The organism is Vibrio sp. 1167 (assembly GCF_033340375.1).
GTDB lineage: Bacteria > Pseudomonadota > Gammaproteobacteria > Enterobacterales > Vibrionaceae > Vibrio > Vibrio alginolyticus.
Window position 1 is genome coordinate 29690 of record NZ_JAWOWK010000005.1, and the last position, 22904, is coordinate 52593.

The 22904-nt window shown below is 44.0% G+C and carries 19 protein-coding genes; 5 read left to right on the forward strand and 14 right to left on the reverse strand.

The window, feature by feature from the left end; translation table 11 throughout:
• Positions 1 to 32 precede the first annotated feature (32 nt).
• From ileS to murJ, 3 genes are all read right to left on the reverse strand, one after another.
• A complete protein-coding gene (ileS, locus tag R7Z78_RS12175) occupies positions 33 to 2861 on the reverse strand; it encodes an isoleucine--tRNA ligase (RefSeq protein WP_017821497.1) in 2829 nt (942 codons plus the stop codon).
• Between the two features lie 64 nt (positions 2862 to 2925).
• Positions 2926 to 3861 carry a bifunctional riboflavin kinase/FAD synthetase gene (gene ribF / locus R7Z78_RS12180; RefSeq protein WP_005381933.1) on the reverse strand — a complete coding sequence of 312 codons (936 nt, stop codon included), beginning with the start codon at positions 3859 to 3861 and terminating at the stop codon, positions 2926 to 2928.
• Positions 3862 to 3930: 69 nt separating this feature from the next.
• Positions 3931 to 5493: a murein biosynthesis integral membrane protein MurJ gene (gene murJ, locus R7Z78_RS12185; RefSeq protein WP_104975868.1), complete on the reverse strand. Its 1563-nt coding sequence runs from the start codon at positions 5491 to 5493 to the stop codon at positions 3931 to 3933.
• 305 nt (positions 5494 to 5798) lie between these two features.
• Between murJ and rpsT the strand changes: the two genes are divergently transcribed.
• Positions 5799 to 6059 (forward strand): 30S ribosomal protein S20, encoded by a 261-nt coding sequence (gene rpsT, locus R7Z78_RS12190; protein ID WP_005381938.1) that lies wholly within the window; start codon positions 5799 to 5801, stop codon positions 6057 to 6059.
• 304 nt (positions 6060 to 6363) lie between these two features.
• Here rpsT and R7Z78_RS12195 read toward each other — a convergent pair whose 3' ends face one another.
• Both R7Z78_RS12195 and nhaR read right to left on the reverse strand, forming a co-directional pair.
• Entirely contained in the window at positions 6364 to 6672 is a 309-nt protein-coding gene (locus tag R7Z78_RS12195; protein WP_005381940.1) for an ArsR/SmtB family transcription factor, read from the reverse strand.
• 288 nt (positions 6673 to 6960) lie between these two features.
• Complete coding sequence (gene nhaR, locus R7Z78_RS12200; protein ID WP_005381942.1) at positions 6961 to 7851, reverse strand: transcriptional activator NhaR; 891 nt, start codon at positions 7849 to 7851, stop codon at positions 6961 to 6963.
• A 386-nt stretch (positions 7852 to 8237) separates the two neighbouring features.
• Between nhaR and R7Z78_RS12205 the strand changes: the two genes are divergently transcribed.
• Entirely contained in the window at positions 8238 to 9383 is a 1146-nt protein-coding gene (locus tag R7Z78_RS12205) for a Na/Pi symporter (RefSeq protein ID WP_025768431.1), read from the forward strand.
• A 147-nt stretch (positions 9384 to 9530) separates the two neighbouring features.
• Positions 9531 to 10673, forward strand: a complete 1143-nt coding sequence (locus tag R7Z78_RS12210; RefSeq protein WP_104975867.1) for a flavohemoglobin expression-modulating QEGLA motif protein — start codon at positions 9531 to 9533, stop codon at positions 10671 to 10673.
• A gap of 70 nt (positions 10674 to 10743) precedes the next feature.
• On the opposite strand, the gene R7Z78_RS12215 is transcribed toward R7Z78_RS12210, so the two are convergent.
• The 5 genes from R7Z78_RS12215 to rppH form a co-directional block, all read right to left on the reverse strand.
• Complete coding sequence (locus tag R7Z78_RS12215; RefSeq protein WP_104975866.1) at positions 10744 to 11595, reverse strand: thymidylate synthase; 852 nt, start codon at positions 11593 to 11595, stop codon at positions 10744 to 10746.
• Positions 11596 to 11604: 9 nt separating this feature from the next.
• Complete coding sequence (gene lgt / locus R7Z78_RS12220; protein ID WP_005381948.1) at positions 11605 to 12426, reverse strand: prolipoprotein diacylglyceryl transferase; 822 nt, start codon at positions 12424 to 12426, stop codon at positions 11605 to 11607.
• Positions 12427 to 12513: 87 nt separating this feature from the next.
• A complete protein-coding gene (locus R7Z78_RS12225; RefSeq protein WP_005385965.1) occupies positions 12514 to 13305 on the reverse strand; it encodes a sulfite exporter TauE/SafE family protein in 792 nt (263 codons plus the stop codon).
• 6 nt (positions 13306 to 13311) lie between these two features.
• Positions 13312 to 15558 carry a phosphoenolpyruvate--protein phosphotransferase gene (gene ptsP / locus R7Z78_RS12230; RefSeq protein ID WP_104975865.1) on the reverse strand — a complete coding sequence of 749 codons (2247 nt, stop codon included), beginning with the start codon at positions 15556 to 15558 and terminating at the stop codon, positions 13312 to 13314.
• Positions 15559 to 15560: 2 nt separating this feature from the next.
• A complete protein-coding gene (rppH, locus tag R7Z78_RS12235; RefSeq protein WP_005381953.1) occupies positions 15561 to 16082 on the reverse strand; it encodes an RNA pyrophosphohydrolase in 522 nt (173 codons plus the stop codon).
• Between the two features lie 618 nt (positions 16083 to 16700).
• On the opposite strand from rppH, the gene mutH reads away from it, so the two are divergent.
• Complete coding sequence (gene mutH / locus R7Z78_RS12240) at positions 16701 to 17381, forward strand: DNA mismatch repair endonuclease MutH (protein WP_017821501.1); 681 nt, start codon at positions 16701 to 16703, stop codon at positions 17379 to 17381.
• Positions 17382 to 17396: 15 nt separating this feature from the next.
• Here the strand turns inward: mutH and R7Z78_RS12245 are convergent, their stop codons facing one another.
• Positions 17397 to 17708, reverse strand: coding sequence for a DUF6482 family protein (locus R7Z78_RS12245; protein ID WP_005381772.1), 312 nt, complete (start codon positions 17706 to 17708; stop codon positions 17397 to 17399).
• Between the two features lie 154 nt (positions 17709 to 17862).
• Between R7Z78_RS12245 and R7Z78_RS12250 the strand changes: the two genes are divergently transcribed.
• Positions 17863 to 18897 carry an NADP(H)-dependent aldo-keto reductase gene (locus tag R7Z78_RS12250; protein ID WP_005381774.1) on the forward strand — a complete coding sequence of 345 codons (1035 nt, stop codon included), beginning with the start codon at positions 17863 to 17865 and terminating at the stop codon, positions 18895 to 18897.
• 131 nt (positions 18898 to 19028) lie between these two features.
• Here the strand turns inward: R7Z78_RS12250 and R7Z78_RS12255 are convergent, their stop codons facing one another.
• From R7Z78_RS12255 to lysS, 3 genes are all read right to left on the reverse strand, one after another.
• Positions 19029 to 19280 carry a hypothetical protein gene (locus R7Z78_RS12255; RefSeq protein ID WP_005381776.1) on the reverse strand — a complete coding sequence of 84 codons (252 nt, stop codon included), beginning with the start codon at positions 19278 to 19280 and terminating at the stop codon, positions 19029 to 19031.
• 528 nt (positions 19281 to 19808) lie between these two features.
• Positions 19809 to 21143 (reverse strand): cyclic-di-GMP-binding transcriptional regulator VpsR, encoded by a 1335-nt coding sequence (vpsR, locus tag R7Z78_RS12260; RefSeq protein ID WP_017635067.1) that lies wholly within the window; start codon positions 21141 to 21143, stop codon positions 19809 to 19811.
• Positions 21144 to 21386: 243 nt separating this feature from the next.
• A complete protein-coding gene (gene lysS / locus R7Z78_RS12265) occupies positions 21387 to 22904 on the reverse strand; it encodes a lysine--tRNA ligase (RefSeq protein WP_005382861.1) in 1518 nt (505 codons plus the stop codon).

Consider the following 22904-nt stretch of genomic DNA (forward strand, 5'->3'; position numbering starts at 1 on the left):
AATTTAAAAAAAAGTTCAGTCGTTCTAGGCAATTACGCGAATTTACGTACTTCACCTTCGCCGTCTACGTTAGACACACAACGACCACAGATTTTCTCGTGACCTTCAATTGTGCCTACGTCTGGCGTGTGGTGCCAACAACGATCACACTTCTCGCCTTCAGCTGCTGCTACTTCAACAAATAAGCCTTCGATATCTGTGGCTTGTGCTGCATCCGTCTTCTCACCTAGAGGCTTAACTTTCGCCGCAGAGGTTAGTAGAACAAAGCGCAGTTCATCTTCAAGTTTGTTGATCTTCGCCGCTAGTGCGTCATCAGCAAATAGAGTCACTTCAGCTTGTAGTGCACCACCAATGGTTTTCTCTTTACGCGCATCTTCTAGAAGTTTGTTTACCGCACCACGAACCGCTTGGATCTCAGACCAGAATTCGTTGTTCAGCTCTTCACCTTCAGCAAGACCGAATAGACCGTCGAACCACTCACCAGTGAATACGAACTTGTCGCGTTGACCTGGCATTTCGTTCCAGATTTCATCTGCAGTGAACGACATGATTGGCGCCATCCAACGAACTAGCGCTTCTACGATGTAGTAAAGTGCAGTCTGACAGCTACGTTGAGCGTTGCCGCCACGTTTTGCTGTGTACTGACGGTCTTTAATTACGTCTAAGTAGAAAGAGCCCATTTCGATTGAACAGAATTGCATTAGACGCTGAGTTACACCGTGTGTGTTGTACTCTTCGTATGCTTTAACAATCTCTTCTTGTGCTGCTAGTGCACGACCAACCGCCCAGCGATCTAGCGCAACCATCTCTTCAACAGGAACGATGTCTGTTTCAGGGTTGAAGCCGCTCAAGTTAGCTAGGAAGAAACGCGCTGTGTTACGGATACGACGGTACGCATCTGCGCTGCGTTTTAGGATTTCATCAGAAACCGCAACTTCACCAGTGTAGTCTGTAGAAGCAACCCATAGACGAAGAATGTCAGCACCTAGCTTGTTGGTTACGTCTTTTGGCGCAACCACGTTACCGATAGATTTAGACATCTTACGACCCTGACCGTCAACCACGAAACCGTGTGTCAGTACTTGTTTGTAAGGTGCTTCGTCTTTCATCGCAATAGATGAAATTAAAGAAGATTGGAACCAACCGCGGTGTTGGTCAGAACCTTCTAGGTATAGGTCTGCACTGTTGCCGTTGTACTCTTCACGAGCATCAACAACAGAGAAGTGAGTGACACCTGAATCGAACCATACGTCTAGCGTATCTAGCACTTTTTCGTATTGGTCAGCGTCAGCACCTAGTAGTTCAGCGGCATCTACATCCCACCATGCTTGGATGCCTTTCTCTTCAACCAGCTTAGCGACTTTCTCGATCAGCTCTAGCGTGTTTGGATGAAGTTCTGCTGTTTCTTTATGAACAAACAGAGCAATTGGCACACCCCAAGTACGTTGACGAGAGATACACCACTCAGGGCGACCTTCGATCATACCTTCGATGCGGCTTTGACCCCACTCAGGCATCCACTCTACATTCTTGATTGACTCTAATGCTTTAGCACGTAGGCCAGCTTGGTCCATAGAAACGAACCATTGAGGTGTAGCACGGAAAATGATTGGGGTCTTATGACGCCAACAGTGTGGGTAGCTGTGCTCGTAAGCGTGGTGGTGTAGTAGTGCACCTTTTTCTTTTAGTACTTCTACTACTGCATCGTTCGCTTTAAATACGTGCTGACCAGCAAATAGCTCTGTATCTGGTAGGTAAACACCGTTTGAGCCAACTGGGTTTGCTACTTCTAGGTTGTACTTGTTACCAACCGCGAAGTCTTCTTGACCGTGACCAGGAGCAGTGTGAACAACACCAGTACCTGAATCAGTCGTAACGTGATCACCAAGGATCGCCGGTACAGTGAAATCGTAGAATGGGTGTTGGAATTGAGAAAGCTCTAGGTCCGCACCTTTAGCAAAGCCAAGGTTGTGGAAGTGCTCGATACCCGCACGGTCCATTACGTCTTTCGCTAGCTCAGCAGCAACGATGATACGCTCAGCGTTGTCGCCTTCTGTTTGGATAAGCACGTACTCTAGATCATCACGTAGACATACTGCGCGGTTTGCAGGCAGTGTCCAAGGTGTTGTTGTCCAGATAACGATAGATACGTCACCGTGACCTTCATGACCTTCTGTCAGTTCAAATTTAGATAGCAGTGCCGCTTCGTCAGCCGCTTTAAAACGAACGTCGATAGATGGCGATACTTTATCTTTGTATTCTACTTCCGCTTCAGCAAGAGCAGAACCACAGTCTGTACACCAGTGAACAGGTTTGAAACCTTTTAGCAGGTGACCATTGCTTGCGATCTTACCAAGAGCACGAATAATGTTCGCTTCAGTTGCGAAATCCATAGTGCGGTATGGCTTGTCCCACTCACCCATGATACCAAGGCGTTTGAAGCTCTCTTTCTGACCTTCAACCTGACCTGCTGCGTATTCACGACATTTCTCGCGGAATTCCGCTGCTGTCACTTTTTGGCCTGGCTTACCTACTTTCTTCTCTACCATTAATTCGATTGGTAGACCGTGGCAGTCCCAGCCTGGGATGTAAGGTGCGTCAAAACCTGAAAGTGTTTTGGATTTAATAATAATGTCTTTAAGAATCTTGTTTAGTGCGTGACCAATATGAATGTCACCATTTGCGTAAGGAGGGCCATCGTGCAATACGAATGACTTTTTGCCTTTCTTAGCTTTACGGATTTCACCGTAAAGATCTTCTTTGTACCAACGCTTAAGCATTTCTGGCTCACGATTGGCCAGGTTGCCGCGCATTGGAAACCCTGTTTCAGGTAAGTTCAGGGTATCTTTATACTCACTCATCGATTCTTAATTCCGTTATATTGGGCGAAAATTAGACATTATGTTGAACGGTGGAATAAACCGCTCAACGCTTAAGCTGACGCAGCCACACCCTTGCTGCTTCAGCATCCAATTCGATTTGTTGTTTAAGTGCTTCAAACGACTCAAACTTTTGCTCATCTCGAAGTTTATGCAAAAGTTCCACTTCTAGTTGCTTGCCATATAAATTGGCATGAAAGTCGAATAAGTGCACTTCTAACTGTTGGCGAACACCATTGACGGTTGGTCTTTGACCAATATTAGCAACACCACCAACTGGCTTATTTCCTAAGCCAAGCGCTTGAACAACATAGACTCCGGAAACCGGAGAAACACAGCGTTTCAAAGGAATATTTGCAGTAGGGAACCCAATGGTTCGACCTAGCTTTCTTCCGTGAGAAACACGACCGCTGATGCTGTAGTTTCTTCCCAGCATCTGTTGCGCGGAATGCAAATCGTCACGCGCCAGCGCTTGCCGGATAGCCGTACTGCTGACACGTAATTGTTGTAAACAAAAGCTCTGGGTACTTACGACATCAAAGCCGTATTTTTCCCCTGCTTCCTGCAGCATTGCAAAGTTACCTGTACGGCCTTTGCCAAAGCAGAAATCATCACCAACGACAAGAAACTTAACACCCAAACGCTCGACCAACAAGTCACGGATAAACTCTTCCGCGGTTAAACTTGCAAAATGGCGATTGAAATTGACACACAGTAAGCGGTCAATATCGAGCTTACTCAATTGCACGAACTTATCGCGTAATCGCGTCAACCTTGCAGGTGCCTTGTCTTTGGCAAACAGCTCCATCGGCTGAGGTTCAAAGGTCATCACAACAGAAGGCAAGGATAGCCTGTCCGCTTGCTCAGACACTTGCTGCAATACTTGTTGATGGCCTTTATGGACACCATCGAAATTGCCAATAGTCAGCACACAACCATGATGTCGCGGGTTGATATTGTGAATGCCTCTAATCAGTTCCATTGGATACTGCTTTCTGCCTCTGTTTTACTTTACACTGTGTGAAACTGACGGATTATATACTAATCACCCTCAGTCTGTCCCAGCTTTTAGGTCTTTTAAACGCGCACCAGTTAAAAATAGAACCACTAGGTAAACCACGGCTCCTAAACCGATCAACATCCCTAGCACCGCGCTTCGGTGAGCAAAGCTCCAGCCCAGCCATACTGACATATCTTCCAGTTGCCATAAGATTGCCGCCACCATCGCCGCGCCAGCAATAGCTAAACGTATAATAAAGAAGACGGTTCGCTTAGTGATTTGGTATACCTCTGCGATGTGCAGGCCACGATACAGCAGTGCCATATTCACAAATGCCGATAGTGCCGTCGCGATAGCCAAGCCAACGTAGCCATAGAAGTACGCAAAAATTGCATTAAATACCATGTTGGTCACCATCGCAATGATGCCGTATTTCACTGGCGTTTTAGTGTCTTGACGCGAGTAATAACCCGGAGCGAGCACTTTAATCAGCATAAAGTTCAACAAGCCTGAAGCGTAAGCAAAGAGTGACAATGATGCTTGATGTACGTCTTGTGGCGAAAACTCACCTCGCATGAATAACACCATCAACATAGGTTTTGCCAGTACCATCAAACCAAGCATTGCAGGAAGGCCAAGTAAGATCACCATGCGCACCCCCCAGTCCATGGTTTGTGCGAATCCTTCATTTTGTGCGTCAACATGTTTGCGTGATAATGCTGGTAAAATCACCGTTGCAATAGCAATACCAAACAGACCTAACGGGAATTCCAACAAGCGATCTGAATAGTACAACCAACTGATCGAACCGGTTTGCAGAAAGCTGGCAATAAAAGTATCAAACAACAAGTTGATTTGGCTTACCGACACACCGAACAAAGCAGGAATCATTAAGGTTCGGATCTTCACCACGCCCGGAGCGCGCCAGCCCCATTTCGGCTTAACCATAACCCCCGCTTTAATAAGGAAAGGGATTTGAAATAAGAACTGAACCAAACCACCAAGGAAAACACCGATGGCAAGACCAATCTCTGGCTGTGACATCTGCGGCGAGATAAACCATGCTGCCAAAATGATCATTACGTTGAGGAAGACGGGAGTAAACGAAGAAACCGCAAACTTACCTAGTGTATTGAGAATGGCTCCCGATAGGGCAACAAAAGTGATGAACCATAAATAAGGAAAGGTAATCTTGAGCATCACGCTAGCAAGTTCGAACTTCTCAGCCGCGGGACCACCATGCATCCAGTCTAGGAACCAACCAAAACCAAACAGTGCAGTCACCACTCCGGAACCTAGAACACCTAAGATGGTAACAATTGAGACTATCACCCCTAATGTACCCGCCGCACGAGCAATGAGCTCCCGAGTTTTATCCATGTCGCCTTGAGCATGGCTTTCCGTTAAAACAGGTACAAACGCTTGGGAAAAAGCACCTTCAGCAAACAAACGTCGTAAAAAATTAGGAATTTTATTGGCGAAGAAAAAGACGTCTGCGCTTGCTCCTGCCCCCATTAAATTTGCCACTACAACATCACGAACTAGGCCAAGAACGCGGGAAATAAATGTCATAGCACTGACGATCATGCCAGACTTGAGTAGTCGTTTACTCACTGTAACCTCGGAATATCACCATAAGACAGCTAACCCTATACTGTTTCTCTGACAGGTGCTGCAAATAGACGTCAAAAATCTATCCGCGGGTTGTAAGGAATAAGTGTGCCTTTCGCGGATAATTATTAGCATTGGTATAAAAATGCTGTTAGAATCCCCGCCATCTTAACCGCGATAACCTCTCTTACCAAAATTTGTTTTGGCTTAGATCGGTTTTTGCACAAATCATTTGACATTTAAGCGCAAATGAGGGATATTCCTCGCCCTTAAATTGTCACAGAACTAAGTTTTTGGGAGTTAGACCCTTGGCAAATAGTAAATCTGCTAAGAAGCGCGCTATCCAAGCTGAGAAACGTCGTCAGCACAATGCTAGCCGTCGCTCAATGATGCGTACTTACATGAAGAAAACTGTTGCTGCTATCGAAGCAGGCGACAAAGAAGCTGCAACTGCTGCATTCGCTGTAGTTACACCTATCCTAGACCGCATGGCAACTAAAGGCCTTATTCACAAGAATAAAGCAGCTCGCCATAAGTCTCGTTTCGCTGCACAAATCAAAGCTCTTTAATAGAGTCCTGATTTTACAGTGAAGAAAAAACCGACCTTGTGTCGGTTTTTTTATATCTACAAAGTTTTCTTAATAAAAAAAGCTGGCAATGCCAGCTTTTCTTTTTCTGAATGTCCCATTTAAAGACATCAGCTTATTCATTACCCATATAACGCTCAAACTAGAAAGCACTAATAAAACACTTGAGAACAAAGCAAATTGGTCGATGAGTAGTACCCTATCATCAAAATTTTAGCGCCACTCTCAAATATTCCAACAAGTTAGATTCACACTCTAAGATGAGCAGTATATTAGGACTATTTAATTAATGTTGAGCACTCTCAGCACAATAAAGACTATGCAGTGTTTTTATTAACGCTTTCACTTCATCACTCTTTAATGTGTAGTACACCGTCTGTGCTTCTTTCCTTGTCGTGACTAACTCATCACGGCGAAGCCAAGCAAGATGCTGAGATAATGCCGACTGGCTTAGCTCTAACTTTGCACACAGCTCTCCCACGGACAGCTCTTGGTTATGCAGCATACAAAGGATTTGTAGGCGTCTCTCGTTTGCCATCGCTTTGAGCAACACGACGGCTTTTGCGGAGTTCTGCTCCATTTCTTGTAGATTCATGTGTTGGACCTCTAGCTACAACTTACTTATTCCAACCCTGGCCAGCTTGTTGTGTTGCACTGATTTATATATCTAAGAAAATCAAGATACACTTCCAGAGTCTTCATTATTAGAACCTCTAATTTAGTTGTTAGTGATACACCAATATTATCCACCAAGGATTTTAATTGGTGCGCCATCAATAATTAATAGTTTTGCTCACTAAAACAAGTATCTTGCTTACTTAGATATTATTTAGAATTATATTTTTATTGATAGTAATCTATTTATTTACGCAACGATACGGGTTTACTCAAACATTTGACTGAAATCAGCATCACAAACATTTTTTACCGCGGGGTGTTGGATCATTCGTTCCGCAAAAATCACGTAGTACTCTTCTTTTAGCCCATCGACATGGCCAATTAGCTGTAAATTTCGGTCGTCTTCAATCTCCGACATGTATACGGTCGGTGCCAAGAAAATCACATCATCGTGGTACCGAGCAAAAGCTTTCATCAACGCAACATCATCAAACTCCCCCAGCACATTGGGTTGAAGACCTTGACGATCAAACCATTGAATAACTTTACGCCCCATAGCCGTTCGGCTCGCGGGAATCAGAAGTTTTTTTTGTTCCAAGATCTCAGGGAATCGCACATTTTCAATTTCAGAAGAAGCAAAAAAGCTCATGCTACTTTCACCTAACTTTTTGCTATAAAGGCCAGGACTTTGAGTAGAATCAACGGGACAATCCGAAAGGATCATATCTAGCTTGTGCTGAGAAAGGCGTTCAAGTAGCAGTTCGTGGGTCGATTCATAACAGCGTAAATGAATACTGTTATCTTCCGGGACGGTCGTCATCAGTACTTTACTGACCAAGCGTTTAGATAATGCATCGGCTACACCAACTTCAAATAGAATGTTCGAGTGCTGGCTGTAATTGACGATATCTAACATCTCATAGCTCAAACCGAACATCCGGTCGGCGTACTTAAACACAAGCTGACCTAACTCAGTGGGCTCAACTGTACGACCATTGCGCTTGGTTAACTTTCCTTTCATGCGCTCTTCAAGCGCTTTAATCTGTCCTGTCACGGTTTGCGGTGTCAGGAAGAGCGCGTCAGCCGCCTTAGTTACAGAGCCCTGTTTGCACACCATCCAGAAATAATAGAGATGGTTGTAGTTTAGATGTGACATGATCGAGTCCCGAAAAGAAAGTGATACTTTTTATACCAAATGTGACAGAGACAAACAATAAACTCGACAAAACCATACAATACCTTACAAAAGCATAAGTTTTACCGAAAGTATAAAGTCAACACTGTCATAAAAGTTGAACTGAGGCGCATTTTCTCTACAAAAAAAACGCAAAAACCAAACAAAACTAAATCAAAATTTAACCATTAAAATCAACAAGTTAAAAATTAATTTTCTTCCTCTTTTACGCCATTATCAAAAAGAACAATAAAAATCTCTCACAGCAAGAAATCTGTAATATTACTGAAATATTTGTTCTCTAACATCGCCCGCAGATTCAACTACAGACCGAAAAATGAACTGAAAGGTCAACGGAGAAAATTATGATGAACCAAGCTACTTCAACAGTGGCACCAATTTCGAGCACAGCTCGTTGGTTACGCTGGGCTAACTTGGCATTCATGTTATATCTGCTTCTTCTAGCAGTATCTATGGTTGGTAGTGGCTTTAAATGGGCAACTGGCGATCAAGCTAAGGTGCTATTTGAATTTGCCGCACACCCAGTTGCAGGTCTAATGATCGGCTTGGTGGCAACAGCCTTAATTCAGTCTTCAAGTACTGTAACGTCTATTATCGTAGGCTTGGTTGCAGGTGGCTTACCTGTAGAAACCGCTATCCCTATGGTGATGGGTGCTAACATTGGTACCACAGTGACCAATACGCTTGTGTCTCTTGGCCACGTGCGCTGTAAAGAAGAGTTCAAACGTGCATTTGCAAGTGCAACCATTCATGACTTCTTCAACTTGCTTGCTGTCGCTATTTTCCTTCCGTTGGAAATGATGTTCGGCATTTTAGAGAAAGTTTCTCACTGGCTTGTTTCTCCACTGCTTGCTACTGGTGATATGAGCATTAAAGGCTTCAACTTTATTAAACCAATTACAAAGCCAGTCGTAGGCGCAATTAAAGAGCCACTTTCTACCTTCGGTGATACTGTTGGCGGCGTCATGCTTATTGCTTTGGGTATTGCGACTATCTTCGTTGCAATCACAGTGATGGGTAAATTGATGAAGAGCCTAATGGTTGGTCGCGCACGTGAAATTTTGAAAAACGCCATCGGTCGTGGTCCTATTCACGGCATCGTATCAGGCTCAATCGTGACCGTTCTAGTACAATCTTCCTCAACCACGACAAGTTTAATGGTTCCGTTGGTTGGTACTGGCGTGTTGAAAGTACGAGATATCTACCCTTTCACTCTGGGTGCTAACATTGGTACTTGTATTACGGCACTACTAGCAGCGACAGCGGTATCTGGAGAGTTCGCAGTATTCGCACTACAAATCGCTCTAGTCCACTTAGTATTTAACATCATGGCGACGCTGTTTATCTTTGGAATTCCATTCCTACGTGAGATTCCGGTTAAAGGCGCTGAGATGATTTCTGAAATGGCTATTAAGAATAAAGCAGTTGTTGGTGGTTACCTAATGTCAGTATTCGTTATTCTACCAGGTGCAATTCTAGCCCTAACAACGTAACAACAACGACATACCATCGCTTATTGTTTAGGCTCCACATCGTGGAGCCTTTTTTATGATAATTAAACTGTTCAAATCGATTGTCCGGTGATAATTTGAGCCACATCAGCATGCTTATGCTGAGCTATCTCATTTGGAGTCGACAACATGACGCAGCTTAATGACGCTATTTCTGATCAGCTACTCGCAATAGACGAAAACCTAACCCAACTGGTTGCTGATATTGATATCCTCAGTAGCGTGAATCCTCTTAATTATGCTCAAGAAAGAGAACGTTTCATTAAAAACAAATATTCTCAAGAGCCTAATTTTCAATATTCAATTACTAACGTAGATACCCACAGCGCAAAGCGACGTCTATATGAGCTACCTCTAGAAAACATTCAAGACCCCCAATTGCAGAGGCTGTACGCAGATGTAATTCAGTCTTATGCAGATAAACTGGATCAAGTGAATACCATAGGCACGCAAGAGTTTCTTTATAACTCCTTACGCTATTATGGGGAACCGAGCGCCAAAGATATTGCCAACGCCCATTTCATATTGCACCTTCCTACAGAAGAAGAAAAAGAACCTCAGCACGATAGCCGTGCAATAGCACGTTTCATGCAAAATTTTGCTCAACGCAATGGGTATGAATGTGAAATACAGGTGTTGGACGGGATGTTAGCAAACGCACTAGTTTCAGGATCTCGAGTCAAAATTAACCACGCGGCGTACATCACCACTGATGAGCTGGAGGCTCTTGCACATCATGAAATGGGAGTACATCTCCTGACTACGCTTAACGGTCGTCAACAACCGCTAAAAGTCCTGAGCTTAGGTTGTCCTGCCAATACCAACACTCAAGAAGGGCTGGCTATATTATGTGAGTATCTGTCAGGACATTTCAGTATCAAGCGCCTAAGAACCTTAGCCTTACGAGTTCTGGCAGTAGAGTCGATGATCAAGGATCGCGATTTCCGCCATACGTTCATGCTATTAAAAGAACAGTATAAAGCTTCTGATCTTCAAGCATTTACAACGACTGCCCGAGTCTATCGAGGTGGAGGTTTAACGAAGGATTACTTGTATCTTAGAGGATTCCGAGAGGTGCTCAATGCCTATGATAAATTGGGCGATGACTTTTCACTATTGTTGTGCGGGAAAACAGAGCTGAAGTACTTTGAGCTTATCCGTTCATTAGTGAGTAAAGAAATATTCACTCAACCTAAGTTTATTAGCCCGGCACTGTCCACACCGATGCAGACCAACCCAATTCACCGTTATATTGTCAGTGCACTAAAATAATACCTTCTAAGTACAAAAAAGAAAAAAGCTCCATTCGGAGCTTTTTCTATATCTTGAAGAACGATACTCGTTACACTGAGAATGGGTAACGAATAGGATCGTGATGCTCGTACCCTTCAACCCAAAAGTCATCCAGTGTGACCCATGTTTCCAAATCTTCTAGAGATTTAATCTCTGGGTTGATATGGAACGTCGGCGCTTTTAATGGCCCACGCTTCAACTGAACATCGCGCATCAGTTCAAGCTGGTCTTCATAAATGTGAGCATTCACAATCTTATGAAATGCCTGACCAGGTTTCTTGCCCGTAATTTGCGCCATAATCGCCAAGAACACGTAAACTTGAACCATATTGAAGTTTAAGCCAAGCGGTACATCACACGAACGCTGAGTACTATTCAGGTAAAGCGTATCATCCAGCAATGAAAAATGGTGACTGTACATACAAGGACGCAAGCACCCCATGTGGAACTCACCCGGGTTGTAGAAGTTCAAGATTTCACCGCGATCATCAACGCCACGCGTTAAGTCATCCACTATCTTACGTAGCTGGTCAACATGACCACCATCAGGTTTCGCCCAGGCGCGCCCTTGAACCCCATAGACACGGCCCATGTCGTCTTCACCTTTACGGTATGGGTTATTCAACCAGGCATCATTTAGGTTGGCATTGGCATCCCAGGTTTTCGTGCCCAGCTTACGAAAATCTTCCGCATTATCGTAACCACGAATGTACCCTAGTAGCTCTGCAACAGCTGCTTTCCAAAAACTTTTACGTGTGGTGACCAACGGAAATTGATTGTTCGCAACATCGTAGGTTAAATCCGCGTTGATTACGGTCAGGCAGCGCTTGCCTGTACGCTCATTTTCAACCCAAACACCTTGGTCAACGATGCGTTGACACAAATCTAAATACTGTTTCACACCAATACCTTACTTCGTCTTTTGTGGTAATTCGTCTTTGTAATGACCACGTTTGTATGCCCAAACCATCATGAGGACACCGATAACCACCATTGGCAGAGATAAAATCTGTCCCATGGAAATAAAGCCACCGAATAAACCCAAATGAGCGTCTGGTTCGCGCACGTATTCTACTAGGAAACGGAAGGTTCCGTAACCCGCAAGAAAGAGTCCTGAAACAGAACCTAGAGGACGAGGTTTCTTGATGAACCAATTCAAAATGAAGAAAAGGACGATGCCTTCAAGCGCCATTTCATAAAGCTGTGATGGATGACGTGGCAGTGGACCGCCATTTGGGAAAACGATCGCCCAAGGCACATCCGTTACTCGGCCCCACAACTCGCTGTTCATGAAGTTACCTAAACGCCCCATACCCAAACCAAATGGCACAAGCGGCGCGATAAAGTCAGCAACACCGAAGAAAGTTCGCCCGTTTTTGTGTGCATACCAGAACATCGCAGTAATCACACCCAGTAAGCCCCCGTGGAAAGACATACCACCAGTCCACACTTTAAATAGATACAAAGGGTCAGCCAGGAAGAGCTCAAAATTGTAGAAAAGCACGTAGCCTACACGGCCACCAATCACCACGCCAAGGAAGCCTGCGAACAACAAATCAGAAACCTGCTCTCGTGTCCAACCACTTCCAGGCTTATCCGCACGTCGGTTCGCTAACCATAGAGCAAACATAAAGCCAACAAGGTACATCAAACCGTACCAACGAACCGAAACAGGACCAATAGAGATTAAAACCGGATCAATATTGGGAAATTCAATATATCCCTGAGACATAAATCATTCTCTTCTTATCACAACAAAATAAATATACCCAAGTAACCTCTAGATGCTTGGTTCAGCGAGAATGACTTGGGTACAAACTTAGAGCAGCATGGTCGCTGCAACAAACATTAAGAACACCGCGAATATCTTTTTTAATACCGCTGTTGGAAGGTTAGTTGCGAGCTTCGCACCCACTTTTGTTGTGAGCATCGAGGCCATAGCAATCGCTAATAAAGCGGGAAGATAAACATAGCCAATACTGTATGAAGGTAAGCCTTCCACTTTATAGCCATGTAAGATGAAGCCGATCATACCAGAAATAGCAATCACGCAACCACAAACGGAGGATGAGCCCACCGCTTTACGCATCTCTATCCCATGTTTATTTAAAAATGGTACCGACAGTGAGCCACCACCAATACCAGCAAGGCTTGATACGACACCAATTCCCGTGCCGTAAACTACAGTCACAGGGCTGCTCGGCATAGGTTTACTGCTCGTAACTTTAATGGAACGAAACATTTGTACTGACAGGCAAAGAACAATGACACCAAACACTTTCGGCAAATAGTGTGTAGGGATCCACTCAGCAATATTGGCACCAACAAAGCCACCAATGACCACACCAGGCATCAACCATTTTACGACAAACATATCGACATTGCCGAGCTTAAGGTGATTCATCGCCGATGAGCCAGACGTGACAATAATACTCGCTAACGAAGTGGCTAAGGCCATGTGCATACTCATTTCTGGAGAGATCCCAGCAAGAGGAAGCAAATACAACAAGGCAGGAACAACAATCAAACCACCACCGATACCGAGTAACCCCGCCATCACACCCACAAAAGCGCCTAGCGCCAACAATAACAAAAATAAAGAGACGGTCACGATTTCCTACTTTTTACCTGCACGGATAAAGCCCGCAAAGCCCTGTTGAATGAAGAAGTCATGCATCATTTGATGAATGTCCTCCCCATAGGACTTTGTCATTGCTTGCTCCGCTAATTTTTCTAATTCTTCTTGTTGGCTATGACGAATCAAATATTTCACCTTAGCCACATTGGAGGTGTTCATACTCAAACTGGTATACCCTAACCCAAGTAAGAGAAGAGCGCCAAATGGATCACCCGCTAGCTCACCACAAATACACACGGGCACCTGATATTTATCACACACCTCATGGATTTGCTTAAGCGCTAACAGTACCGCAGGATGCATAGATTCATAGACATCCGCTACGCGCGAATTGTTCCTATCTACCGCTAATAAATACTGAGTTAAATCGTTTGTCCCGACAGAAACAAAATCAACACGGTGAGCGATCGTTGGCAACAGATACACCATCGATGGTACTTCAATCATGACCCCAATTTGTGGGAATTGAATTCTATCATCAAGCAAAACGGCTTCGCTGTGAGCTTGATTAATCAAGCTAATGGCATCGTCTAGCTCTTTTACCCCTGACACCATTGGCAATAAGATACTTAAGTTTCCGCTTTCTGCACTCGCTCTTAACATTGCACGCAGCTGGATCAAGAAAATGTCTGGATGATCCAATGTAAAACGAATGCCACGCCAGCCTAGAAACGGATTATCTTCTTCGATGGGCAAATACGGCAAAGGTTTGTCACCACCAATATCCAAAGTACGCATCACTACTCGTTGATTCGGATAGCTGTTAAGTATTGCTTGGTATTGATGATACTGTTCATCTTCCGAAGGAAAGTGATGCTGAAGTAAAAATGCAATCTCAGTTCGGTACAACCCAACACCATCAACACCTGTGTTGATGGCAATATTACTGTCTGCACTGAGTCCCGCATTCAGCATAATTTCGATATGGTGATTATCTTGCGTAACCGCAGGGAGTGCGAGGTCCTTGTTTACCATGGCAAACAGTTCAGACTCTTCGCTTACTAAGCTGCGATACTCTCGCAACAACTGGCGGTTTGGCTCTAAGAAGATCTCACCCGTATAGCCGTCGACTATCCCGAGTTTGCCATTCACCACATCCGGATTAATGTTGGCGCCCATGACTGCAGGGACCCCAAGAGCTCGAGATAAAATGGCAGCGTGAGAGTTTGCGCCTCCCTCTAATGATACGACGGCTAACAAAAACTCTTTAGGTACAGAAGCGAGCAAGGTGGCAGTGAGTTCGTTCGCCACCAAAATAATGGGACGATCAATTGCAGAATTTTCTTGCTCACTGTTGTGCAGAAAATAGAGCAGCCTTTGCCCTAACTCTCGGATATCTTGCGCTCTTTCACGCATGTATACATCCGACATTCTTGCAAATCGATTCGAGTATGACTCTACAACTTGGCGTAACGCCCAGTCTGCCCTGTCTCCTTTTTCAATCTGCTTCTTCAAATCACCGCGAAGCATCGGATCATTCAGTAAGTGAGTAAACAGATCGAAGATCGCCAGCGCATCTTTGTTGATTTCACTGTCCAGTTTTTTCCGCATGCGGCGAAAGTCATTTAACGCTCGCTCTATGGCCACCAGTAGTGTCTCGTGCTCGCGTTCCTTATCTAACGTGGACGAAGGGAAAATATCCGATAAACTCGGCTGGGTATTGTCGAACCAAAACTCTCCAATCGCGACACCAGTAGACGCAGGCAAACCTTTTAATACCGTGGGTTTAGATGCTAACTGCCAATGCCCAAGATTCTGCGCATGTGCAATGAGCACCGCTAACTGAGCGGATAAGGTAACAAGAAACGATTCTTCCATTTCACTAAACAAGCGCGGCGTTTTTTGTTGGATCACCAACACACCTAAAACTTGTTTACGATGAATGATTGGAGTAGCTAAAAAAGAGTGGTAAATCTGTTCGCCGAGTTGAGGAAAGAATTTGAACTCGGGGTGTTTTGAGGCTTCGGCAAGGTTAAGGGGTTCAGCGCTTCGTTTTACCAACCCAACCAAGCCTTCATTGAAGTTGATATGAATACTATCACCTTCAAAAATAAGGCCTTGAGTTGCCATTAACTCAAGGCGCTGCATTTCTTCATTAGCAAGATAGATAGTACAGCACTCAGTACTAAGGGCAGCACAAGTCTCTTTCACCAATATATCGAGTGCCAGATGCACATCATCGACCCTGGAGACTTTCTCAACTATTTCCCTTAGCTGACTGAGCATGATTATCCTCTACGTTGCTTTTTTCTTTTCCCTTTCGCTTTTCTCTCTCGAAAAGGCATGGCTAAGGATGCAAATTCTTTCATCGCTCGTCGATAAACATCTCGCTTGAAAGAAACAACTTGCCTAACTGGATACCAGTAACTTACCCAGCGCCAACCATCAAATTCAGGGGATTTTCCGCGTTGCATATTAATGCGAGACTCATCGCATTCTAATCTCAGCAGAAACCATTTCTGTTTTTGGCCGATACAAACAGGCTTGGAGTCCCAACGCACCAATCGCTTTGGTAGCTTATATCTTAACCAATGACGACTTGTTGCAATGATCTTAACGTCTTTTTTCGTTAAACCGACTTCTTCGTATAACTCCCTGAACATGGCTTGTTCAGGGGTTTCACCTTCGTCAATCCCACCTTGTGGAAATTGCCATGAGTGTTGCCCGTATCGTTTAGCCCAGAAGACCTGACCATGGTTATTACATATCACAATACCAACATTAAGTCGGTAACCATCGCCATCTATCACTGGCTAACCTCTATGAATAAATTTTTTATTACCGTGATTTTTCCACATATCCCCATTACTAGCAAACTTACTGATGTGATATGAGCAAGATTTATTACCTTTTCAGCATTTTTGGATATCTTTTAATCAAACCATACCTTATCAACACAAGAGTGAGACATTGCCCACATTTATTCACCTTTTCTGTGAATAACTTTGTGAAGAATTCAATTCAAATGAGTAATTCAGTTCAATCCCATCAAATGAAAAACAAATGAATAAACAAAAAAACAAACATAAAGCATTGATAAAAAAGTATTTATTTTTAAAAATAACGATAATTCGATCTTCAATTTCTTGATGATCTTTTCACCAAACTCAGATCGGTCAAAGATCCACCAACAGGCTATTTATCCACACTTACCTGCTATTCGTTTAGATGATTACAACAAAATCAACCCCAAAAATGCATTTTAACCCCTGTTTATTCATACAGACCTCGTCAGGATCTTATCAATACCTCCTCCACCTGTGGATAAGTTATGAATTGATCGTTCTTACACCGCCTCGGTGAAATCTTAAACAGTAGATTTGGTCGGAGTTTGATAAACTATATTTTTGTAATACCACCTTGTAACTATGAAACCAGAACCACAAACAGAAGCAGAGCTATTGGAACGAGCGCATGATATGGCAGGACTCAGTTTTGCTGAGTTGGCCGCCGAGGCGAATATGATTGTTCCTGAAAACTTAAAACGTGATAAAGGTTGGGTGGGTCAATTACTCGAATGGCACTTGGGCGCTCCAGCTGGCAGTAAACCTCAACAAGATTTCGCAAAACTAGGGATCGAGTTGAAAAGTATTCCGATCAGTTACTCTGGCAAACCTTTAGAAACAACCTTTGTTTCTGTGGCCCCCCTCACTGGTGTTCATGGTCTTACATGGGAAACAAGTCATGTTCGAAACAAGCTATCTCGTGTGCTTTGGGTACCCGTAGAAGGAGAACGAGAAATCCCACTCGCTGAAAGACGTGTGGGCAGTCCACTCATTTGGTCACCAGATGAAGAAGAAGAACGGATTTTGCGAAATGACTGGGAAGAGTTAATGGAGATGATCGTCTTGGGAAGATTTGATCAAATTTCCGCCAGACACGGAGAAGCGCTGCATCTTCGCCCTAAAGCCGCAAATGCAAAAGCGCTCACCGAAGCATATAACTCAAATGGTAAGCCGATGAAAACTCTGCCCCGAGGCTTTTACCTTAGAACACAGTTTACTGAACAGATCTTACTCAAGCACTACATTAACACTCAACCAGAATAAAACTATATCAGCTATTTAGTGCGTCACGAGCGATAACTCAATATCGCAGTACGAGGCTGCCTCTTCAGTGCCACATTCGTCATACGCATTACGCAGCCTTAAATACGCTTTATCGACCCCTAGCCTCAATAATTCTTCTTTTACTAAGTCTAGAGAGCCAAAATGTATCGGGTCTTCACCGTCTTTAATCGGCTCAAGTTGATGCTTGTACTCCACAGCTAAAAGATAGTCAGAGACATCAGAACACCCAATCACAAATACTTTGGGAGTTTTATAAGTATCTTTATGTGGACCATGTAGCCACATGTCCAATTGATGCTTCTGCATAACATACCTCCTTCACACGATTATTTAAGTGTAGTTAGGCTAACTGTAGCTTTCGAGTTTGCTCTCCCTTTATACGTAAATCATTTGCGATTGCGGCTAAAAATCCCCTATATTGGAGTCACTTATTTAGTCGGTAACTCTTCAAGGACGTGATATGCAATACACAAAACTACCGCACTCATCACTTGAGATCAGTAAAATCTGCCTCGGCACTATGACGTTTGGCGAGCAAAACACAGAAAAGGACGCCTTTGAACAGCTCGACTTTGCCCTCGATCATGGGGTGAACTTCATCGATACCGCAGAGATGTACCCTGTACCGCCAAACTCGGAAACACAAGGGCTCACCGAGCAATACATCGGTAATTGGTTAGCAAAAAGCGGCAAAAGAGAGAAAGTAGTACTGGCAACAAAAGTGGCAGGCCCTCGCAATGTTCCTCACATTAGAGACAACATGAGCCTTAATCGTCGCCACATCCATACAGCAATTGATGACAGCCTTAATCGTCTACAAACCGATTATGTCGATTTGTACCAACTACATTGGCCGCAGCGTCAAACCAACTGCTTTGGTCAACTCAACTACCCATACCCTGACAAACAAGAAGAAGTCACGTTAATTGAAACGTTGGAAGCGCTTACTGAATTAGTGAATGCAGGTAAAGTGCGCTATATCGGCGTATCCAACGAGACGCCGTGGGGTGTGATGTCGCTATTGCGTTTGGCAGAAAAACACGATTTGCCAAGAATTGTCTCCATTCAAAACCCATATAACTTATTGAACCGCAGCTTCGAAGTTGGCTTGTCTGAAATCAGCCATTACGAAGGCGTTCAGTTACTTGCCTACTCTCCTTTGGCATTTGGCTGCCTGAGTGGTAAATACCTAAACGGGGCAAAACCTGAAGGCGCTCGATGCACTAAGTGGGAGCGTTTTGCGCGCTACTTCACTCCGCAAGGTGTTAAAGCGACCGAAGCTTACGTCAATTTAGCTCAAGAGCATGGTCTAAACCCTGCACAAATGGCGCTCGCGTTTGTCAATCAGCGTCCATTTGTTGCTTCTAACATTATCGGAGCAACAAACCTAGACCAATTAAAAGCCAATATCGACAGTATTGATTTGCAACTTAGCGACGAACTACTTACTGAAATTCAAGCAATAGGTACAACTTACTCGAATCCTTGCCCTTAACAGTACCACCTTCAAACGAAAACAGCTGGTCTTCAAGATCAGCTGTTTATCCAATGAAGTCATACTTCATATAAAAAGTTAAGCGTGTTGAATGACTCGTTAGCAACTCAGTCAGCCCAACACGCTAACGATTACGTCATTATTCGCGACGTTAAGACTCGACGAAGGTGACGAACTCGACGTTCAACTTTTACTGCATCCGGAACATTGGCACGTGTAGAACGACCATCGCGATCTAAACCAATATCTCTCAATAGATGAACATTCGTCCATGGAATATCATGAGCAGTTCGGCGTATGGTGCGCTGCCATTGCTTTTCTTCGCGTTTAAGGTCTGCTTTCAATAGCAAAGTGGCCAATTGTAGGTAAATAGAGTGACGCATAATATTTTCTCCGATTATCGATGTATTCGACTGGGAAAAATAGTGCGTAAAATGAACAGAAATATTCTGTTGATACTAAGCCGCTACTTTTCCGCAGCCTAGTAATAAATATGATAGGTTACGGATTAATTTTTATCTTGTGAGCCAGTGGTATTGGTATCATCCGATTTAAGGGTTATCGGAGCGATAGGCATACGATCAGCGCAAGCAGTGGTGTTAACAACGTAATGTTTCATCTTGCGCCTCCTAGCTAAAAATTAATCCGTTTATGAAAGGTATAACTCATTGAGTTACGGTTAAATTGTAAGCTTTGATGGATATATATCAAACATTTTTTGCCTTTTTGATTAAAAACAAATCAATACACCGCAATTTAGTTTCATATACTTTTACGTATAACATATTCACCTGAGGAATATATAAATTTGCGGATTTTATAAATCAAACCAAACAAAAATAAAAAGAGCGGCTCTGTGGCCACTCTCTTTTATTGTATTTATTCGCCTATTTAACACAGGGAAAGGCCAACTACATGGCTTGTTCGGAAATCAAGTTATGTTTATTAAGTAGTCGATACATGGTTGCACGCGAAACTCCGAGCTCTTTCGCCGCATTTGAAACTTGACCAGAATGAGATTCCAAAACAACCAGCAACGCATCACGTTCACTCTTCTCTCGGATTGATTTCAAGCTGCGCTTTGAGTCATTACGTTGAGGTAAATCTAAGTGATGCTCTTCAATCATTACGCTGTCGGACATTAATACCGCTCGCTTCACTTGGTTCATCAGCTCACGCACATTTCCAGGCCAGAAATAACGTGTCAGTGCCTTGAATGCATCCTCAGAAAAGCTTTTTGCTTGCGAGTTGTACTCTTTTGAGAACTCTTGTAAGTAGAAACGAGCCAGCAATGCGATGTCACTCGCACGTTCTTTCAAGCTAGGGACATTGATGCGCAGAACGTTGATGTAATGGTAAAGCTCTTCATTGAAGTCACCGTCAATCAAAGCTTTTTCAACATCCGACGAGTTAGCAGCAAGAATACGCACGTTAACCGCTTTTACGCCATCTTTAGTATCAATGGTGCCTTCTTGCAAGAATCTCAGCAGATTCATTTGCTGCTCTTTTGAAATGGTAAGAATGTCGTTAAACAACACGGTGCCACCATCTGCTTGTTCAAGCAGGCATGCTTCCATATCTTCATCGGCGTTAATACCAAATACTTCAGCTTGGAAACGTTGTTCATTGAGTGCGCGACAGTTAATTGCCATAAACGGTTTATGAGAGCGTGAAGAGACTTTATGGATGGCCCTAGCAACCGCCTCTTTACCAGTCCCACTTTCCCCAGAAATCAGAATGCTGACGTCCGTTGGACCAATGCGCTTCACTTGATCGCGTAAACGTTTCATCGGGATAGATTCACCGATCAAACCCATATCTAAACTGCTACCAAAACTAGGCCAAACTTTTTTCTCCAACTTAAGCATGCCAAGCTGGTGACCTATTGTGCTTAATAACTGTGCATCTGGGATCGGCGCTGTGAAAAAATCGATACAAAAGTTAACAATGAACTGGCATATGGTGTCAGTGCCAAGCTGAGATTCACGAATAAACGCTAACCAACGTACGTGTTTGTGAGAGCTGACTAAGTTCGCCAAGCCATTCAAGCTGAACTCGTCATGGCTGAGATCAACAATACCGATACATGGACCAATATCTTCTAACAGCGTATTAGCTTTGCGTAAATCACCTACTTGGTGACACTTCCAGCCCACTTGCTCCAGTACCGATAACCAAGGCTCATAAGTACCGCCAACTACCACAAGCGATCCCGGGATGGAATCCATCTTAAACTGCCCAGCCATTCTCTAACCCTTTTTCATTGTTAATAGAAATTTTGTGCCACAAACTTATCTTTGCGAGCGGGTAACATTATCGAGACTCCGCCCCCTCACGTCTGTCTCAGTATTAAGACTATGCAATAGATTGAGATTTGGCGAATGTTTATTTGCATATCCCATTAAAAGGCAAGTGCAACAACTTGAATTACCTTAACTAAAAGGCAAAAAAAACCACCCGAAGGTGGTTTTTTTACTCATCCTATCGAATTACGCTTGCGGGCGCATTGCAGGGAATAAGATCACGTCACGGATAGTGTGCGTGTTAGTCAGTAGCATAACCAAACGGTCGATACCGATACCTTGGCCTGCTGTTGGCGGTAGGCCGTGCTCTAGAGCAGTGATGTAGTCTGCATCGTAGAACATTGCTTCGTCGTCACCAGACTCTTTCGCTTCAACCTGTGCTTTAAAGCGTGCATCTTGGTCTTCAGCATCGTTAAGCTCTGAGAAACCGTTCGCTACTTCACGGCCACCGATAAAGAACTCAAAGCGGTCTGTAAAGAACGGGTTATCGTCGCTACGACGAGCCAACGGAGAAATATCTGCTGGGTAACCAGTGATGAACGTAGGCTGCATTAGCTTAGGTTCTGCTGTTTCACCAAAGATCTCTTCAAGAAGCTGACCACATGTCCAGAAAGGTTCTACTTCAACGTGAACAGATTTCGCGATAGAAACCATTAGATCACGGTTTTGTAGGTCTTCTTCTGTTAGCGCTTGGATTTGCGCGTGGTCTGGGTTGTAGTGCTTGATTGCTTCGAACATGCTCATACGAGTGTAAGTACCACCAAACTCAACCGTTTCATCACCGTAAGGCATTGACGTTGAACCTAGAACTTCTTGCGCCACTGAGCTTAGTAGTTCTTCAGTTAGGTCCATCAGATCTTTGTAGTCTGCGTACGCCATGTAGAATTCCATCATTGTGAATTCTGGGTTGTGGCGTGGAGAAAGGCCTTCGTTACGGAAGTTACGGTTGATTTCGAATACGCGATCAAAACCACCAACAACTAGACGCTTCAGGTATAGCTCTGGCGCGATACGTAGGTACATTGGCATGTCTAGTGCGTTGTGGTGCGTGATAAATGGACGCGCACTCGCACCGCCAGGGATAACATGCATCATTGGCGTTTCAACTTCCATGAACTGCTTAGAGATCATGAAGTTGCGGATTGCAGACATTACTTTAGAACGTACTACAAACGCTTGACGAGAGTCTTCGTTAACGATCAGGTCAACGTAACGTTGGCGGTAACGCATCTCTTGGTCAGTTAGACCGTGGAACTTCTCTGGAAGTGGACGTAGTGCTTTGGTTAGCAACTCGTACTCTTCCATGTTCACGTATAGGTCACCTTTACCAGACTTATGAAGTGCACCTTTAACACCGATGATGTCACCGATATCTAGACCTTGGTATTTTTCTTTAAGTACTTTTTGAACCGCTTTGTCAGCATAAGCTTGGATACGGCCAGAAGTTTCTTGAATTACCAAGAATGGACCACGTTTAGCCATGATACGGCCTGCGATTGCTACTACGTGGTTAAGCTCTTCTAGCTCTTCCTTCGTCTTTTCACCGAACTCTTTCTGAAGGTCGCCCGCTAGTGCGTCACGACGGAAGTCGTTTGGATGGCCGTTCGCTTTGCAGCTCTTTCGGATTGCATCCAGTTTAGCGCGGCGTTCAGCAATCAGCTTATTTTCTTCTAGTACAGTTTCGTTTTGAACAGCATCAGTCAT